General features: G+C 53.3%; 18 protein-coding genes. All 18 read left to right on the forward strand.

What is annotated here, in order from left to right:
- A partial coding sequence (locus tag ABTW62_RS11695; protein ID WP_430904761.1) for a glutamate synthase-related protein occupies positions 1–522 on the forward strand: 522 nt, incomplete at its 5' end.
- Between the two features lie 848 nt (positions 523–1370).
- Positions 1371–1586 carry a helix-turn-helix domain-containing protein gene (locus ABTW62_RS11700; RefSeq protein ID WP_430904762.1) on the forward strand — a complete coding sequence of 72 codons (216 nt, stop codon included), beginning with the start codon at positions 1371–1373 and terminating at the stop codon, positions 1584–1586.
- Positions 1583–4006, forward strand: a complete 2424-nt coding sequence (hsdR, locus tag ABTW62_RS11705; RefSeq protein WP_430904763.1) for an EcoAI/FtnUII family type I restriction enzme subunit R — start codon at positions 1583–1585, stop codon at positions 4004–4006. The genes ABTW62_RS11700 and hsdR overlap by 4 nt, the downstream gene beginning before the upstream one ends.
- A gap of 1 nt (position 4007) precedes the next feature.
- Positions 4008–4295, forward strand: a complete 288-nt coding sequence (locus ABTW62_RS11710; RefSeq protein ID WP_430904778.1) for a GIY-YIG nuclease family protein — start codon at positions 4008–4010, stop codon at positions 4293–4295.
- Positions 4292–5824 (forward strand): type I restriction-modification system subunit M, encoded by a 1533-nt coding sequence (locus ABTW62_RS11715; protein WP_430904764.1) that lies wholly within the window; start codon positions 4292–4294, stop codon positions 5822–5824. The genes ABTW62_RS11710 and ABTW62_RS11715 overlap by 4 nt, the downstream gene beginning before the upstream one ends.
- Positions 5821–6981 carry a PDDEXK nuclease domain-containing protein gene (locus ABTW62_RS11720; protein ID WP_430904766.1) on the forward strand — a complete coding sequence of 387 codons (1161 nt, stop codon included), beginning with the start codon at positions 5821–5823 and terminating at the stop codon, positions 6979–6981. The genes ABTW62_RS11715 and ABTW62_RS11720 overlap by 4 nt, the downstream gene beginning before the upstream one ends.
- 45 nt (positions 6982–7026) lie before the next feature.
- The gene (locus tag ABTW62_RS11725) at positions 7027–8085 is read left to right on the forward strand and encodes a virulence RhuM family protein (protein ID WP_430904767.1); all 1059 of its coding nucleotides are present in this window, start codon (positions 7027–7029) and stop codon (positions 8083–8085) included.
- Between the two features lie 189 nt (positions 8086–8274).
- Positions 8275–10059 carry a restriction endonuclease subunit S gene (locus ABTW62_RS11730; RefSeq protein ID WP_430904768.1) on the forward strand — a complete coding sequence of 595 codons (1785 nt, stop codon included), beginning with the start codon at positions 8275–8277 and terminating at the stop codon, positions 10057–10059.
- Complete coding sequence (locus tag ABTW62_RS11735) at positions 10060–10704, forward strand: hypothetical protein (RefSeq protein ID WP_430904769.1); 645 nt, start codon at positions 10060–10062, stop codon at positions 10702–10704.
- On the forward strand, positions 10676–13582 hold the full coding sequence (locus ABTW62_RS11740; protein WP_430904770.1) for a hypothetical protein: 2907 nt from the start codon (positions 10676–10678) through the stop codon (positions 13580–13582). Before ABTW62_RS11735 ends, ABTW62_RS11740 begins: the two co-directional genes overlap by 29 nt.
- A gap of 662 nt (positions 13583–14244) precedes the next feature.
- Complete coding sequence (locus ABTW62_RS11745) at positions 14245–14787, forward strand: hypothetical protein (RefSeq protein ID WP_430904771.1); 543 nt, start codon at positions 14245–14247, stop codon at positions 14785–14787.
- A gap of 121 nt (positions 14788–14908) precedes the next feature.
- The gene (locus ABTW62_RS11750) at positions 14909–15511 is read left to right on the forward strand and encodes a TOTE conflict system archaeo-eukaryotic primase domain-containing protein (protein ID WP_430904772.1); all 603 of its coding nucleotides are present in this window, start codon (positions 14909–14911) and stop codon (positions 15509–15511) included.
- Positions 15508–15921 (forward strand): DEAD/DEAH box helicase family protein, encoded by a 414-nt coding sequence (locus ABTW62_RS11755; RefSeq protein ID WP_430904779.1) that lies wholly within the window; start codon positions 15508–15510, stop codon positions 15919–15921. Before ABTW62_RS11750 ends, ABTW62_RS11755 begins: the two co-directional genes overlap by 4 nt.
- Positions 15922–15927: 6 nt before the next feature.
- The gene (locus ABTW62_RS11760) at positions 15928–16188 is read left to right on the forward strand and encodes a hypothetical protein (RefSeq protein ID WP_430904773.1); all 261 of its coding nucleotides are present in this window, start codon (positions 15928–15930) and stop codon (positions 16186–16188) included.
- A gap of 232 nt (positions 16189–16420) precedes the next feature.
- The gene (locus tag ABTW62_RS11765; protein WP_430904774.1) at positions 16421–16768 is read left to right on the forward strand and encodes a transposase; all 348 of its coding nucleotides are present in this window, start codon (positions 16421–16423) and stop codon (positions 16766–16768) included.
- A gap of 16 nt (positions 16769–16784) precedes the next feature.
- On the forward strand, positions 16785–17597 hold the full coding sequence (locus ABTW62_RS11770) for a transposase (protein ID WP_430904775.1): 813 nt from the start codon (positions 16785–16787) through the stop codon (positions 17595–17597).
- Positions 17594–17893, forward strand: coding sequence for an AlbA family DNA-binding domain-containing protein (locus ABTW62_RS11775; protein WP_430904776.1), 300 nt, complete (start codon positions 17594–17596; stop codon positions 17891–17893). Before ABTW62_RS11770 ends, ABTW62_RS11775 begins: the two co-directional genes overlap by 4 nt.
- Positions 17894–17990: 97 nt before the next feature.
- Positions 17991–18221, forward strand: a 231-nt coding sequence (locus ABTW62_RS11780) for a hypothetical protein (RefSeq protein WP_430904777.1), incomplete at its 3' end; no start/stop codon positions are given.

An 18221-nucleotide genomic window follows, 5' to 3' on the forward strand; every position in this document is an offset into this window, starting at 1 on the left:
CTTATTCTTGACGGACGTGGTGGCAGCACCGGTGCGGCGCCGGCGATTTTCCGAGACCACATTTCAATACCAACGATTGCCGCGTTGGCCAGAGCAAGAAAATTTCTCGATGCTGCCGGTCACAAGAAAGGTGAAAAGAATAGCGTGACCTTGATCATCACCGGTGGTTTGCGCATCCCGGCAGATTTTATCAAGGCGCTCGCCTTGGGCGCCGACGGCATCGCATTATCTAACAGCGCATTGCAGGCGATAGGTTGCATCGGTGCGCGCATCTGCAGTTCTGGCAATTGCCCGGCGGGGATAGCGACTCACGCCCAACACTTGGTCAACAAAATCGACATTGATGCTAGAGCGCGCGATCTGGCGATGTTTTTTACCGGCAGCGTACACTTGATGAAGATCATAGCAAGAGCTTGCGGACACCATTCCTTGCAGGAATTTGCGCAAGCTGATCTCAGTACCTGGAAGTCGGAGATGGCCAGATTGGCCGGAATCAGTTATGCCGGTATCGGTTCTCTTTGATTGTGCTGAAAAGATGCATTCTCAGGTTGGGTGATTACGGTTTGACGCCGCCAAGCGCTGGTTAAGCAGTGGCCATCAAATGGGCCATTCCACTCGGATCAAAACTACCAATTTACTTCGTGATCGGGAATGCCGTTGCGTTGCGAAACGCACGGCAGTAGCCGTGGAGTCTGGTACAACCTGCGTTGACGAACTTGCGGACGCGGGTTCGAATCCGTACTTCCAATAGCCGTTTGATACGGGGCATCATCCCGCCACTGGCACCAAAGAAAACTCATCCACCGACCACAACCGGTTGCTGGACGGTTTTTTTCATCCAATCATCAGCGACTTGCACCGCTTATAGCAGAATCCAGCCTTTTGGCTGGATCATCCTCGTTCCGGAAAGCGCTGCGTACTCAGCGCCTCTTTCATCTCTGAATGTCAGTGATTTCATCGGCACACCGGTTGATGCTCTTCATGATTCCATCAAGCAGGTCGTTGATGCCCATGGCCGACCGCTCCTCGTTATGGGCTATGCCCTTACTGACCAGAGCTGTTTCAAATCTGTCGACACTCCCTCAAATTTTGAGTTGCACACCGCATAGCAGATGTTATATTGTCGAATCATTTTTAATAACCAAAGTGCACCCAGCGGTTTCGGGCGCGCAACGACCCGGAAGATGAACTGCACTTGGAGGTTGAACGATGAACAGACAGCGCGGGCGATTGGTTGAGCGGCAAAAGCCGGTTCCCATTCATTATCAAAGTGTCGGGCTCGAAGAGGGCTTGCGATTGGATTCAGTAGTCGATGGTCAATTCGCGTCTGCGCGCCGTCGCGGCTTCGCGTGCAATAGAGGTTTTTCCCAATGGCCATGATCCGCCAACCCGAAAACTTCCCGGAAACAGTCAAGGAAGTCCGGCGGCAGCTGGCGCTCTCCCAGGAAGAACTGGCCCACGCCCTCGGGGTGAGCTTCGCCACCGTCAACCGCTGGGAAAATGGCAAGACAGTGCCATCGAAATTGGCGCAGCGTCAGTTCGAGCAGTTTTGTGCACAAATGAAAGAACAGGGAAAGCTGGTTTGACGAACAAGAAACAACTCTCCGAACGCGATATCTGCACCAAATTCATTACACCCGCCCTGGAGCAGGCGGGCTGGGATGTCATAACTCAAGTCAGAGAGGAGTTCCCTCTCACCAAGGGACGCATCATCGTTCGCGGCAAGCTCCATGCCAGGGCCAAGCACAAGCGCGTCGATTACGTCCTGCTCTACAAGCCGAACATCCCCATTGCCCTTATTGAAGCCAAGGACAACAACCACAGCGTTGGCGATGGCATGCAGCAAGCGCTGGGCTATGCCGAGATGCTGCAAGTCCCGTTTGTGTTCAGCTCCAACGGCGATGGGTTCCTGTTTCACAACAAGATCGCTTCAGACGGCATCATAGAGCGTGAGCTTGGCTTGCACGAATTCCCCGCTGCGGAAACACTATGGCAATGGTGGGCGGAACACCGTGGTCTGGACGACCAGCAAAAGGCCCTTGTTACCCAGGATTATTACAGCGACGGCAGTAACAAGACCCCGCGCTATTATCAACTGCTGGCCATCAACAAAACCATCGAGGCGATTGCTCGTGGCCAGAAGCGCATCCTGCTGGTCATGGCAACCGGTACCGGCAAGACCTTCACCGCCTTTCAGATCATCTGGCGGCTTTGGAAATCAAAAGCATCGAAGCGCATCTTGTTTCTGGCTGACCGCAATATCCTGGTCGATCAGACCATGACCAACGACTTCAAACCTTTCGGCTCGGCCATGACCAAGATCCAAAAGCGCCAGGCCAACAAATCCTACGAGATCTACCTCTCGCTCTACCAGGCAGTCACCGGCACCGAGGAAGAGAAAAACATATACAAACAATTCAGCCCGGATTTTTTCGATCTCATCGTCATTGACGAATGCCACCGCGGCAGCGCTGCCGCCGACTCTGCCTGGCGCGAGATACTCGAATACTTTTCCTCGGCCACCCAGATCGGCCTGACCGCTACGCCCAAGGAAACCAAAGCGGTCTCTAACATCGACTATTTCGGTGATCCCATCTACACCTACTCACTGCGGCAGGGCATCGATGACGGCTTTCTCGCCCCCTACAAGGTGGTCCGTATCGATCTCGACAGGGACTTGACCGGTTGGCGGCCCGACAAGGGGATGCTCGACAAATACCGCAACGAGATCGAGGACCGCATCTACAACCAGCAGGATTTCGACAAGACCCTGGTGCTGGAGCAACGCACCCAACTGGTGGCACAGAAAATCACCGAATTTCTCAAACAAACCAACCGCTTCGATAAAGCCATCATCTTCTGTGAAAACATCGACCATGCCGAACGCATGCGCCAGGCGCTGGTCAACGAAAACGCCGATCTGGTCGCGCAGAACAGCAAGTATGTCATGCGCATCACCGGCGACAACGAGGAAGGCAAGGCCGAGTTGGACAACTTTATCTTCCCGGAGAGCAAATACCCGGTTATCGCCACCACCTCCAAGCTGATGACTACCGGCGTCGATGCGCAGACCTGCAAACTCATCGTACTCGACCAGCGCATTCAATCCATGACCGAGTTCAAGCAGATCATCGGGCGCGGCACCCGCATCAACGAGGATTACGGCAAGTTCTACTTCACCATCATTGACTTCAAGAAGGCCACCGAGCTGTTTGCCGACCCTGACTTCGACGGCGATCCAGTACAGATCTACGAACCCAAGGGGGACGACTCGCCGGTCCCGCCGGATGTTCCTGCAGAAGAGTGGGGTGTAGATGGCTTTACCTATCCAGAACCCGGAGAAGGCCAGGAATGGACCGGCATCAATGAGGCCGGCCAGCAGGAGGAAGATACTGGCGTGCGCCGATATGTGGTGGCCAATGTCGAGGTCAAGGTCGCCGCCGAGCGGGTTCAGTATTTCGACGCCAACGGTAAGTTGATTACCGAATCCCTCAAGGATTACACCCGCAAGGCCCTGGCCAAGGAATACGCCTCACTCGACGATTTCCTGCTCCGCTGGAGTAGTACCGAGAAAAAGCAAGTCATCATCGACGAACTATCGGAACAAGGTATATTCTTCGAGGCCCTCGCCGACGAGATCGGGCGGCAATCCGGCAAGGCGTTTGATCCCTTCGACCTGGTCTGCCATGTCGCCTGGGATATGCCACCCCTTACCCGCAAGGAACGGGCCGAACAAGTCAAGAAGCGCAATTACTTCACTCAGCATGGCGAACAGGCCCGCCGGGTGCTGGAGGCCCTGCTCGATAAATACGCCGATGAAGGCGTGACCCACATCGAAGAGACGCAAATCCTCACCATTGCGCCCTTTACCGAATTCGGCACCCCGCTGGAAATCATCCGTGCTTTTGGGGGACTAGAACAGTATCAACAGGCAGTGCATGAACTGGAGGATGCGCTTTACCTTTCCGGCCGTCATTCCCGCGCAGGCGGGAATCCAAGTGCGTGAAATGAAGCAACCCTGCGTCTACCTTCTCGCCAGTCAAAGAAACGGCACGCTTTATACCGGGGTCACCAGCGACCTGATCAAACGCGTATGGGAACACAAAAACAATCAGACAGAAGGCTTCACAAACAAATATGCGGTGCACCGCCTGGTTTACTTCGAACAGCATGAAGACATGTATACCGCTATCACCCGCGAAAAGCAGATCAAAAAATGGAACCGGGCCTGGAAACTGCGCCTAATAGAAAAAAGAAATCCGAATTGGATGGACTTGTACGAAACCCTAATTTGAATTTCTGGATTCCCGCCTGCGCGGGAAAGACGAAGGAGAAAATCGAAAATATGCCCCTAACTACCCTGATCAAGGCTATTCAGGACATCATGCGCAAAGATGTCGGCGTCGATGGCGACGCCCAGCGCATCAGCCAGATGGTCTGGCTGATCTTCCTGAAAATCTTCGACGACAAGGAACAGGAATGGCAGCTCACCGTACCCGGCTACAAATCGCCGCTGCCGAGCCGTTTCTGCTGGTCGAGCTGGGCCAAGAACCCGGAAGGCATGACCGGCGAGGAGTTGATCAACTTCGTCAATAATGACCTCTTCCCGGCGCTCAAGAAACTGGCCACCGCAGCTGGTGTCTCGCCGCATGGCAAAGTGGTCGGCTCGGTATTCGAGGACGCCTACAACTACATGAAATCCGGCACCCTGCGGCGCCAGGTGATCAACACCATCGAGGAGGATGTCGATTTCAACAAATCCGGCGACCGTCACTTGTTCAACGACATCTACGAAAAAATTCTGTCCGACCTGCAATCGGCCGGTAATGCGGGCGAATACTACACCCCCCGCGCCGTTACCCAGTTCATGGTTGACATGCTCGACCCGCAGCTCGGCCAGACCCTCCTAGACCCGGCCTGCGGCACCGGCGGTTTTCTTACCTGCGCCATCGAGCATCTGAACAAACAGGTGAAAAACAATGACGACCGCAAGCGCCTGCAGGAGTCCATCTTTGGGGTGGAGAAGAAACCGCTGCCGCACATGCTGGCCATGACTAATATAATGCTGCACGGCATCGACGTGCCTACCAACGTCCGCCACGACAACACCCTGAGCCGCCCCCTCAAGGATTACGGCCCCCGCGACCGGGTGGATATCATCATCACCAATCCGCCCTTCGGTGGCATGGAAGAGGACGGCATCGAGAACAACTTCCCGCGCAAATACCAAACCCGCGAGACCGCCGACCTCTTTATGGCGCTGATCATGCACCTGTTGAAACACGATACTGGCAAAGCTGCCGTGGTGTTGCCCGACGGTTTTCTCTTTGGCGAAGGAACCAAAACCAACCTCAAGCGCGAACTGCTGGAAGCATTCAATCTGCACACCATCGTGCGTCTGCCCAAGGGCGTGTTCAGTCCCTACACCAGCATCGCTACCAACATTCTTTTTTTCGAAAAGGGCGGGCCGACCAAGGAGGTTTGGTTTTTCGAACACCCGTATCCTGAGAGCTACAAATCCTACTCCCGCTCCAAGCCCCTGACCATCGCCGAATTCGACCTCGAAAAAGCCTGGTGGGGCGGCGCCGAGCGTGCCGGCCGCAAGGTCACCGAGCAGGCGTGGAAGGTTTCGGCCAGTTCCTTGGCCGAGCGCAACTACAACCTGGACTGCAAAAATCCTCATGAGGTGGCGATCAACCACCGCGATCCGGAAGAGTTAATGGCCGAATACCAGCAGATCGTCCGCCAGCTCGAAGCGGCGCAGCAAGCCTTGAAAGCCGAGTTGATGGCCTGCCTATCAGCAAACAATCGGGGCAAGGCATGAGCGACGCGCATTTGACAACGATGGAATACCGCGACTGGCTGAAGGAGATCAAGCAGCGGTTGCGGCAGGCGCAGGTGAAGGCGGCAGTGCAGGTGAATACCGCCCTGCTGACCTTTTATTGGGAGCTGGGCGCCGACATCGTGGAGCGCCAGAAGACAGCCCAATGGGGCAGCGGGTTACTGAAGCAGTTGAGCGCCGACCTGATGACGGAATTTCCGGACATGAAGGGGTTCTCCAAGCGAAACCTGGAGCGCATCCGAATGTGGTATCTCTTTTATTCGGAAGGCTTTCTGAATTGCGACACAGGCTGTGTCGCAATTGGCCAACAACCTGTCGACCAATTGCCGAAACTCGATTCCACGCAGATTGTGCCACAGCCTGTGGCACAAATGGTAGGGGCTCAAAAAGTGCAACAGATCGTTGCACAATTAGTGCAGATACCGTGGAGCCATAATCTGATCATTATTTCAAAATGCGGGCATGTGAAGGAAGCGCTTTACTATGTGAACAAAACGATTGAGCATAATTGGAGCCGCAACGTGCTGACGCACCAGATCGAAAGCGGCTTGTATGAGCGCGAAGGTAAAGCAATCACGAATTTTTCCCAGACGCTGCCGGCTCCGCAGTCGGATTTAGCGCAACAGCTGATCAAGGATCCCTACAACTTTGATTTTCTGACGCTGACCAAAGACTACAACGAACGGGAGCTGGAAAAGGCGCTAACCGATCATATCACCAAGTTCCTTTTAGAGTTGGGAGCCGGGTTTGCCTATGTGGGGCGTCAACAAGGGCTGCAGGTGGGCGAGCGGGATTTCTTTCTGGACCTGCTGTTCTATCACACCAAGCTGCATTGCTATGTCGTCATTGAACTCAAGACCGGTGAGTTTGAGCCGGAGTATACGGGCAAACTGAACTTTTACCTGAAAGCCGTAGATGAGCAACTGCGCGGCGATCGGGATGAGCAGACCATCGGCATTCTGCTCTGCAAAACTCGGGATCGCGTCGTGGTGGAGTACGCGCTGAGCGATATTCACAAGCCCATGGGCGTTTCGGAATACCAGCTTACCCGCGCCCTGCCGGATAACCTGAAACCGAGTCTGCCGTCCATAGAGGAACTGGAAGCGGAATTCGGCAACCCGGAGGGAGGCGATGAATAACGGGGAAATTCCCACACGAGGAGCGAAGACGCGAAGGGATTTGAAATGAGCAAGAGAAAGAAAACCGGCAAGGAAGTGTCCATCGTCCGCTCGTCGGCGGCTGAGTACCTGACCTTTGTTGCCGCCAGCGGCAGCGGTGGTGTCGAAGCGGTCTATGCCGATGAGAGCATCTGGCTAACCCAGAAGATGATGGGGCTGCTTTACGATGTGAAGACCCACACCACCAACTATCACCTGAAAAATGTGTTCTTAGACAGTGAGTTACAAGAGGATGCAGTTATTCGAAATTTTCGAATAACTGCCGCCGACGGCAAAAACTACAACACCAAGCACTACAAACTCCCGGCTATTATCGCCGTGGGTTACAAGGTCAATTCCGAACGTGCTGTGCAGTTTCGCAAGTGGGCCACCACCATCATCAATGAGTACACCATCAAAGCCTACGTTATGGATGACGAGCGCATTAAAAGCGGCGGCTCCATCCTCACGGAACAGTACTTTGAAGAGCAACTCCAGCGCATCCGCGAGATCCGCCTCTCCGAGCGCAAGTTCTACCAGAAGATCACCGACATTTACGCCACCACCATCGACTACGACGTCACGGCCCAGGCCACCAAACGCTTTTTCGCCACCGTCCAGAATAAACTCCATTGGGCCATCCACGGCCAGACCGCAGCGGAGGTCATTGTCAACCGCGCCGATGCAGAAAAACAGAATATGGGCCTGACCTCCTGGAAGGATGCACCGCGCGGAAAGATCCAGAAGTTCGATGTCAGCGTGGCCAAGAACTACCTGACCGAAGATGAAATGGCGCAACTGGCCCGGTTGGTGAACGCCTACCTGGATGTGGCCGAGGATATGGCCCTGCGCAAGATACCCATGACCATGCAGGACTGGGAAACCCGACTCAACCGCTTTATAGCGGCCACCGACCGTGAAATTCTGCAGGATGCGGGCAAGGTTACGGCGGAGATTGCCAAGGCCCATGCCGAAAGCGAATTCGAGAAATACCGCATCGTGCAGGACCGGCTGTTTGAGAGCGACTTCGACCGGATGCTCAAACAGATCGAGGCCATTCAGAAACCGGGGGAAGGCGATGAATAAACAGAATATCTCACGCGAAGGCGCGAAGACGCGAAGAGAAGTAAATAATGGTCATACTCGTGTAGGCGAGTATCCAGACTCACGGATACATTCGGCATTTATGCCACAAACTGTGGCGCAAACTGTCGACGCTATAAAAGTGCAGCGGCTTGCAGCAATATTTCCAGTTATTCAGATTGGGAAAAGTTTATGACCAACTCACCTTCCTTCGCGTCTTCGCGCCTTCGCGTGAATGAAATTCTGGAGCAGCACTTCGACACCGCCTTTGCCGCGCCAGGCGGCATCGCTAGGCTGCGCGAGCTGATTTTGACGCTGGCCATGCAGGGCAAGCTGGTGGAACAGGACCCGAACGATCCACCCGCTTCGGAGTTGCTGAAGGAGATCGAAAAAGAGCGGGCCTCACGCGAAGGCGCGAAGACGCGAAGGAAAGAGAAGAAGCTGCCACCGATTAAGGTGGAGGAAGTGCCCTACGAGCTGCCACAGGGGTGGGAGTGGGTGAGGTTGGGCGATATTGGAATTTGGAAATCTGGTTCAACTCCGAGCCGTTCCAACGCCAGCTTCTATGGTGGCAATATTCCTTGGGTTAAATCTGGTGAGGTCAAGCAAGGGCGTATTAAGACAACCGAAGAAACCATAACCCAAGCGGCATTAGATAAGTGTTCTCTGCATATTAACGGAAAAGGTTCCGTCCTCGTCGCCATGTATGGCGCCAATATTGGCGAAGTCGGAATCTTGGAGATTGAGGCCGCAACCAATCAGGCTGTGTGTGCTTGCAACACTTACACAAACTTTGATGAGAACTATCTGCTTTACCTGATTACTTCTCTCAAACCGTATTTTCTCAGGCAAGGAGCAGGAGCTGCTCAGCCTAATATTTCTCGCGAAAAAATCGTGGCTACGATATTCCCTCTCCCCCCACTCCCCGAACAACACCGCATCGTCGCTCGCATCGACCAGTTGATGGCCCGATGTGACAAGTTGGAAAAGCTGCGCAAGGAACGGGAGGCAAAGCGGCTGGCCGTCCACGCCGCCGCTATCAAGCAACTGCTCGACCCCGCCTTTGCGCCTTCGCGCCTTCGCGTGAGCCAGGATTCTTCAAACCTTCGTGCCTTCGTGCCTTCGTGTGAGCCATTTGCATTTCTTGCCCAGCACTTCGGCGAACTCTACACCGTCAAGGAAAACGTCGCCGAACTGCGCAAAGCCATTCTCCAGCTCGCCATCATGGGCCGCCTCGTCCCCCAAGACCCCAACGATCCACCCGCCAGCGAACTGCTGAAAGAGATCGAAGCCGAGAAGCAGCGGTTGGTGAAGGCAAAGAAGATCAAGAGGCCTAAACCTGTATCGTCAATCCCTCAAAACGATGAACCATTTCCGGTTCCTGACAATTGGCGGTGGGTGAGAATTGCCGAACTTGCGGAATCCATAGATTACGGAACGTCACAAAAAACTTGTGATGATTCCTCGCTTGTTCCAGTTTATCGAATGGGCAATATCATTGATGGTCAGTTGATCGACGAAGGATTCAAATACATTGCACCAGACATCGACGAGCTGTCCCGACTCTTCCTTCAACCAAACGATATCCTTTTTAACCGAACGAATAGTTATGATTTGGTAGGGAAATCGGCACGCTACACAGGCCCTGTCGAGCATGCGACATTCGCATCATATTTGATAAGGGTCAGGTTGTTTGATGCGCTACTGAACCCGATGTTCATAAGCCAGGCGATGAACGCCCCCTATTTCAGATCAACTCAAATTGAACCTGAGATTGTTCAGCAGTGTGGACAGGCGAATTTTAATGGCACAAAGCTTTCCCTATGTGCTGTTCCATTGCCTCCGCTCCCTGAGCAAGGCCGCATCGTCGCCCGCATCGACCAGTTGATTGGCCTGTGCGACACGCTCGACAAGCAGATTGACGCCGCAAACGACAAACAAACTGAGCTCCTTAAAGCTATTATGACGAAGGTATAAGTGGAAGTGAGTCTCTCCAAGGAACAACAGCGAGTCTACGAATGGCTGAATGATGACCTCAGCCTTCCAGTCTTTGCCGATGCGTATAAAGGTGCCGCAATTCTCAAAAATCAAAAACCGGCAGGTTATGTCTCGTTTGTCGCCCACGCAGGACGGGACTTGATGAACCGCCTTGCATCGACTGTAGCGGGCATCAAATCGGAGCGTGTTCAATACCAACAGCATATCGAAAAATTACAGGGCGACTGGCAGGAGGAGTGGCGGTTCAGTAATGAACTTTCGCCTGAAGTGGCCGAGAAAGGACACCTGATACCCATCAATGTATGCCAAAGAATCTCTACCCTGATTAATGAACACAAGTCTGGCCGCATGCGAAGTTCAGAAGCTGACGGATTATTTTTCAGCACATTTCTTGAGTACACAGACAAAGACAAAATTCCTAAAAACTTAATTGCCGAGTGGAAGGCTGCAAAGGACTGGTTTCTGAAGCATGCGCACCTTCGCGGCAAACCCTTTCAGGAAAAGACAGACAATGACTTGGTGAAGCATTTTAATTGTCTGGAAAACTATCTCTACATAGCTGCCAGCAGCCAATATGATCGATTAAAGGATTTAAATGAAATCTTGGACGCCACCAACCAATGAGATGATAGAAAAAGTACTGGCATCCGTTAAAAAAGAGACGGACCGGCAGTATTTCTTCTCCAGGCTAAACAACCCTCTCTGGGTGGAGCCACTGCGTGGACGTGGCTATTTTAATAGCCCTCCCGGGTTGAAACAGCTGCCTAACGGATATGTGCAATATCCGCATTGGCCAGAACTGCGCTATTTAGTGACCATTGCAGAGGAAACACCAGATCAAGTAGTCGAAATTATTTTATCTCTGCCAAAAACAGATAACCCACGGGTTTATGACGATGTGCTTACAATTGCTCTTAAGCTCAATGGACAACAATCGGCAGCGCTGCTTCCGAAGCTTATTGAATACTTCGAGCTTGATAATCCGTTCCCGGCTCATCGTTATCCTGAACTACTCCAACATTGGACGGTTCAAGGCAATATTGCCGAAGCGCTTGAGATAGCAAAATTGCTTGTTCCCTTCCGGGAAGATCCAAGGACGCGAGATAAGCAGCAACTCCTCAGAAAACAACCTAATTTCTCGGGAACCTCGCTAGAACCTGCCCCCCGCTTTCATCAATGGGAATATCAGCAAATCCTGGAAAAAGGTATTCGCCCCTTGGCGGAGCATGAGCCCTACCAGGTTGCCCGCATCCTGATTGACGCGGTGGCAAGCATGATCAGGCTGGGAATGCATCCGGAAGATTTTGAAAAAGGGAGCAACCAGGACTATTCGGAAATCTGGTGTCGGAGGCTGGATAAGCCGGATCGCGATTATCAGGATGTGAAGGAAATCCTGGTGCAGACGCTGACCTATGCCTGTGAGCAGGTCTATGACAATGCCCCGGAATCCATTGATGCCCTGGATCAGACATTGCGAAATCATCGCTGGAAGGTGTTCAAGCGTCTGCGGCAGCACCTTTATGTATTACATCCGAACGACCAGACTCTCCCATGGATACGCGAGCAGATCCTCAGGCACGATGACTATTCAAAATGGGAGCACCACTACGAATTCCAATTGATGATCCGCAAGGCCAGTGAACACTTCGGCCCCCATTTGCTTAGTGAGGACGAAAGAAAGAACATTTTAGACGCCATTCTCAGAGGACCTTCGAAAGAGAATTTTCGTGAACACATGGGCGAGCAATACAGTGAAGAGGCTTTTCAACAACGTCAGCGCTACTTTCATCACATGCAGCTACGCCCGTTTGCCGCACTGCTCAGCGGGGATGTCCAACGTTATTTCGATGAGCTGGAAGGTGAAACCCAGACAGAAGCCATCACCGATGACAGCTACTCACCCTATGGTGAGATTAGCGGAGGCTCAATCAGCTACCGGAGCCCGAAATCCGCCGAGGATCTCGAGAGCCTCACGGATGAAGAGCTTCTGACCTATCTGAACGACTGGAACGAGGCGCACCGGGACAAGGACAACTGGCTGGTTGAGATCAATATCTCCGCGCTGGCTGGCGTCTTTCAGTCCCTGTTCAAAGTAAAGATTGTGCCAGAGGGCAAGCGCCTGGCTTTCTGGCTGGCGAACCGTGACAGGATTGCACGGCCAGTCTATGTTGCAGCCATGCTCAAGGCCATGCTCGAGCTCGTCAAGGAAAAAAATTTCGGCAACCTGGACCAGTGGATTGCGTTCTGTACGTGGATTTTGTCGCATCCAGACACGGCGCGCGTAGAAGGACAACCCGAGCCGCGAGACGAATCACGCGACCATCCCGACTGGGGCAGCTCGCGCCGGGCCGTGGTTGATTTCATAGACGTCTGTGTGAACAAGGATACGGATGGGCCAATTACCGCAAGGGACGGCCTTGCCGCTCTGCTTCGACAGGCGTGCGGTCAGTCCGACTGGCGGCTCGATCACGACCGCCCGGTGTTGCTTAACCGCGACGATCCTATTACCGAGGCCATCAACAATACCCGCAGTCGAGCACTTGAATCCCTTATCCATTTCGGCTTCTGGGTTCGCCGTCAGTTACCAGAAGATCATTTGCCAGAAGTAACCGACATCCTCGCAAAAAGTCTAGCCAAGGATGCTGAAATACCTCTAACCCGGCCTGAACAGGCGCTATTGGGGATGCACTTCGGGAACCTCTGCACCCTCAATCGGGATTGGGCCGCCCAGCAACAAGAAATCTTTTTTCCGCAGGCAAATGAAACTGTTTGGCGGGATGCCTTCGGCAGCTATATCCGCTTTAACCGTCCGGTCAAGTTGACGTTTGAAATTCTGCGGGGTGAGTTTGAATACGCAATAGAGAATCTCAATATCCTGGCGAACGAAAAAGGCGACGGTAGGGAGCTTATCGACAGACTGGGCCAGCACCTTTTCACCTACTACCTTTGGGAGGTCTACCCCCTGACGGGTGACGAAAGCCTGCTTGAGCGTTTCTATGACAAGACCAAAGACGACCGGAAACGCTGGGGGCAACTCTTCGACCATGTTGGCCGATCATTGAGAAATAGCGGCAGGCAACTGGATAAAACACTGACCGACCGCATTATCGCATTTTTCGATTGGCGTTTTAAAGCCGCCGAGCCGCTGGAGCTTCAGGAATTTACCTTTTGGTTGGAAGCCGAATGCCTCGACCCTGACTGGCGTTTGCAATCGTACGCGAAGATTCTCGATTTTGGTCGGGGAAAAGATGTTGGACTTTCGCTACAGGTAAGAGCCCTAAACAAACTGCTCCCGAATCACCCGGCTTTGGTTGTTGAATGCTTTGCCAAAATCACGGATACCATGGACCAAGACACCCAGATGTACATTTTAGCTAACGATGCCAAACCTATTTTGAAGGCTGGCTTAAATGCTGAAGACTCACAGGTTAGAGAAAGCGCCGAACGCGCCAGGGAAAACCTCCTGCGGCTCGGCAGATTTGATTATCTGGACGTTACGTGAGGAAGAAATCGATGAGTCAAGGGTAGGGGTAGAGAACAGGTTTTCACCTGCCCTACCGGATCATGAGAATCAAAGGATCCGATCCAATTGATTTTTTAAAATTGCCAAAATTGACTATTTGGTAAAAGTAAAATACGCTCGGCAACTAATAAGGCCTGGGTGTTAGGCTGTGATTAATTCAAGACCAGAATAGCGGCAACAGAAGCGGCTAGGAGGCTGTCCGAGAATAGCGATCGTAGCGAGGGCGAGGCTGGTTGAGTTGGATTTTTCGATCATTTGAGATGAATAGTCGTTCTATTTAACGAAAAGGATCGGAAAATCCGGCCAATCAGGCTCGTCCGCAGTAGATCAGTCTATTCTCGGACAGCCTCCTAGCTTCGCCCACGCTAGGGAGAGGAAATCATAAATCGGAAGATTATCGATGAAAAACCATAATCAACCGAGTCTGACCGCCCATAGTTTCCGGGAAAATCGATGGGCGGGTGGAGCAATGTGGTAATACGCCACGCTTCAAATTCTCCTGGTCGGGGCAGGAGGAAAACGATCCGGTCTGTGGCCGGGGTTGGGCTGTTATAGAAAATGGTGAGCTGCAACTATGTGCATCTGGCCGACGACTCTGCCTTCCGAGCCATCAAAAGCGAGTAGCGGAATTTATGAAAAAATTGAGCAAAAAAAAACCGACCTGGATCGACCTCAAGCGCCGGCTTGCCGAGCTCGACCACCCGGCGCTGCTTGGTCTGATTCAGGATCTCTACGCCGCCAGCAAGAACAATCAGGCTTTTCTCCATGCACGCTTCGCCCTGGGTAAAGACGTACTCGAACCGTACAAGACCACCATCGACCGCTGGGTTTGCCCGGATGTGATGCTTAATCAGGATATTTCCATCGCCAAGGCCAAGAAAGCAATCTCCGATTACAAGAAAGCCATCGGACGTCCTGAAGGGGTGGCGGAGTTGACTGTATTCTTTTGCGAATCCTGTGCTAATTTTCTCGGTTTCTGCTGTGTGGACTACGAGGAGTACTTCAACGCCCTGGTGCGAATGTTCGAGCAGGCGCTGAAGGCAGTTGCGGCGCTTGAACCCAAGCAGCAGAAAGTCTTTGTCGAACGGCTTGAGCGCATCCGGTGTGAAAGCCGTAACTGGGGCTGGGGTGTTCGCGACGACATGGATGACCTGATGGCAGAGTATGGATTTGCCAAAAAATGACCAAGTGCTGAATGCACAAAATGAACTGCAGTGACTGCGCGAGGAAAATACCCGCCTCAAAGCCCTGCTAGCCCAGCACGGCATCCCATGTGAAACACCGCCACCCCCTGAACCCGGTCCTATGCCACCAAAACCGGAACCAGGTCCAACCCATTTCACCACCGACGACAAAATCACCCTGTTCCACCGTCTGTTTCGGGGACGCGAGGATGTTTACCCCCAGCGCCGGGAGTCTGCCAAGGGCACGTCAGGCTATTCACCAGCCTGCGGCAACGAGTGGAAACCCGGCATCTGCGACAAACCCCGAGTCAAATGCGGTGACTGCAACCAGCGCCAGCTGCTGGCGGTAACCGACCGGGTGATCTACGACCATCTGGCCGGGAAGCAGACCATCGGTGTCTATCCGCTCCTGACTGATGACAACTGCTATTTTCTCGCGGCTGATTTCGACGAAGCCGACTGGCGAGAGGACGTTAAAGCCTTTATGCAATCCTGCCGTGAGCTGGGTATTCCAGCAGCACTGGAGATTTCCCGATCGGGCAACGGCGCACATGCCTGGATATTCTTTGCCGAACCGGTTCCGGCCCGTGAAGCCCGGCAGCTCGGAGCCGCACTGATCAGCCACACCTGCGACCGCGCCCGGTCTGTCTCCCTGACCAGCTACGACCGGCTGTTTCCCAATCAGGACACTCTGCGCAAGGACCAGAAGACAGCAGCACAATAGATGCTCAAACACGAAGTGGGTGTGTGCTCTGCGCCCCCACGGCCTTCGGTAAGACCGTCACCGCCGCCGCCCTGCTCGCCCGGCGCAAGGTGAGTACGCTGGTGCTGGTACACCGCACTGAACTACTGCGCCAGTGGCAGGAGCGGTTGATTGGATTTCTGGAAATTCCCAAAAGCGGATTGGGCGTCATTGGCGGCGGCAAGAAGAAGCCATCCAACAAGATCGACATCGCCGTCATGCAATCGCTCTCACGCCGTGAGGATTTGGGTGAGCTGCTTGATCACTATGGGCAGATCATTGTCGACGAATGCCATCACCTGTCAGCCTTTTCCTTCGAAGCAATCCTCAAGCAGGCCAAGGCAAAATTTGTGGTGGGTCTGACGGCCAGGCCGGATACCGTCCCGGCCTAACTGGAAGTGTGTCAGAAAATATCGCCTGCCCCGGAAATTCCACCAGATTCACCGATTCAGGATATATTCCGCATCCTTGCCAACGATACCACCCGCAATCGGCGCATCACCGAGGATGTGCTGGCCGCTGTCGGCGTTACGCCCGAAGAAGACGAGGATTTCGATTTTGAAAAGGCACTACGCGACATCCATGTGGAGCTGGAAGACTTGGATGCCGAAGCGGTGCAACTGGCCGCGTTGATCAAAAAAATTTCGAGGAGCTGGTGATATGACATACCACCCAGGCAAACATAACCGTCGATCAATCCGTCTGCCTGGTTAAGATTATTCACAGAATGGGGTCTATTTCGTCACCCTCTGCACACATAACAGGAATTGTCTGCTTGGTAAAATTACCGACGGAGCAATGCAGATGAATGATATGGGGAATATCGTGCACCAATGTTGGGATGAAATCCCAATCCATTTTCCACGCATAGAGATGGGCGAATTTATTGTCATGCCAAATCACATCCATGGCATTGTGGTGATCGATGGTAGGGGCACGGCATGCCGTGCCCCTACGGTGGAACGATTCGGGCACCCGGTATCCGGATCGATTCCAACGGTCATACGATCATTCAAATCGGCCGTAACAAAACGTATCAATGAAATGTACGGCACACCTGGTGCCCGGTTATGGCAGCGTAATTATTGGGAACACATCATCCACAACGAAGATGAATTGAACCGCATACGGCAATACATCATCGATAACCCCGCGCGGTGGGAGATGGATCGGGAAAATCCCAATGCCGTGCAACCGGACGCGACGATCAAGAAGAATTTTGAGGAGTGGGAGGTATGAGCGGGGAGGTGGCGGTATGAAATCACGATCCTCCGGAATGGGCGGACCGCGCGGGCCGGGGCCTGACGGGCAGACATATGTGTCTGCCCCATCTGCCCTGCCTGCCCCACCCACTCCATCCCCCCACAATGATCACGGCACGAACACGCAGAAGGGGGAGAAATACGATCCCGCCATTCATCATCGCCGATCCATTCGATTGAAGGGATATGATTATTCCCAGGCTGGGGCGTATTTCGTGACCATCTGCACCCAGAACCGGGAATATTTTTTCGGGGAGATCGCAAACGGGGAAATGCAATTGAATGCTCCGGGGCGGATGATTTCTCGCTGGTATTCGGAATTGGAAAACATATTTCCCGATATCGAATGCGATGCATTCGTGTGCATGCCCAACCACGTTCATTTCATCGCGGTCAACGTAGGGGCGGACCTGCGTGTCCGCCCTGATGCCGACGATGGGCAGGCACGTAGGTCTGCCCGCACAGATGCGGATACGAATGCGCATCTGATTTTGGGCGAACACGCAGGTTCGCCCCTACACCGCGTGGTGCAATGGTTCAAAACCATGTCCACCAATGAATATATTCGTGGTGTGAAACAGAACGGGTGGCGATCATTCCCCGGCAAATTATGGCAACGCAATTATTGGGAACACATCGTTCGCAACGAATCGGAATTGAACCGCATTCGTGAATATATCCATCACAATCCCACGCAATGGGAATTGGATAAATTGTTCAATGGTAGTGGGCAGACACACAGGTCTGCCCCTACAGAAATCCGGGAACCGATCGCCGAATATGATACGGAGGCATGGATGGTATGAATCGATCCGACCTCCTTGCCCAAATCGCCCTCGGCGAAGACTCCACCCGCCAGTTCAAGGCGGATATTAAGAATGCCGATTCCCTGGCCTCGGAAATAGCGGCTTTCGCCAACACCAATGGCGGCACGATCTTCATCGGCGTGGCTGATGACGGTTCGACGAGAGGGCTTTCAGGGCAGGATGTGGCCCGTATCAATCAGCTCATCAGCAATGCAGTCAGCCTCCTAGGAGGCTGTCCGAGAATAGCGATCGTAACGAGGGCGAGGCTGGTTGAGATGGATTTTTCGATCATTTGAGGCGAATAGTCGTTCTATTTAACGAAAAGGATCGTGAAATCCGGCCAATCAGGCTCGTCCGCAGTAGATCAGTCTATTCTCGGACAGCCTCCTAGCGGTGCAGACCGAAAACGTTGCGCTGGAAAATGGCCGCATCGTCATCGTGCTGACCGTGCCCAAGGGGATCGACAAGCCCTATTTCGACAAGAACGGGGTGATCTGGCTCAAGGCCGGAGCCGACAAGCGGCGAGTGAATTCCAAGGAGGAGCTACGCCGCCTCTTCCAGTTCACCCACCAGTTCCATGCCGATGAACTGCCCACCAAGGCGAATATCGACAAGTTAGACAAG

It is taken from the genome of Nitrosomonas sp. ANs5, assembly GCF_050584665.1.
Classification (GTDB): Bacteria; Pseudomonadota; Gammaproteobacteria; order Burkholderiales; family Nitrosomonadaceae; genus Nitrosomonas.

Coding starts and splice junctions, on each gene's coding strand:
- ABTW62_RS11765 (WP_430904774.1), top strand. CDS start 16,421: ATGCCAAATCACATCCATGGCATTGTGGTGATCGATGGTAGGGGCACG.
- ABTW62_RS11720 (WP_430904766.1), top strand. CDS start 5,821: ATGAGCGACGCGCATTTGACAACGATGGAATACCGCGACTGGCTGAAG.
- ABTW62_RS11750 (WP_430904772.1), top strand. CDS start 14,909: ATGCCACCAAAACCGGAACCAGGTCCAACCCATTTCACCACCGACGAC.
- ABTW62_RS11775 (WP_430904776.1), top strand. CDS start 17,594: ATGAATCGATCCGACCTCCTTGCCCAAATCGCCCTCGGCGAAGACTCC.
- ABTW62_RS11740 (WP_430904770.1), top strand. CDS start 10,676: ATGAAATCTTGGACGCCACCAACCAATGAGATGATAGAAAAAGTACTG.
- ABTW62_RS11700 (WP_430904762.1), top strand. CDS start 1,371: ATGGCCATGATCCGCCAACCCGAAAACTTCCCGGAAACAGTCAAGGAA.
- ABTW62_RS11725 (WP_430904767.1), top strand. CDS start 7,027: ATGAGCAAGAGAAAGAAAACCGGCAAGGAAGTGTCCATCGTCCGCTCG.
- ABTW62_RS11730 (WP_430904768.1), top strand. CDS start 8,275: ATGACCAACTCACCTTCCTTCGCGTCTTCGCGCCTTCGCGTGAATGAA.
- ABTW62_RS11710 (WP_430904778.1), top strand. CDS start 4,008: ATGAAGCAACCCTGCGTCTACCTTCTCGCCAGTCAAAGAAACGGCACG.
- ABTW62_RS11770 (WP_430904775.1), top strand. CDS start 16,785: ATGAAATCACGATCCTCCGGAATGGGCGGACCGCGCGGGCCGGGGCCT.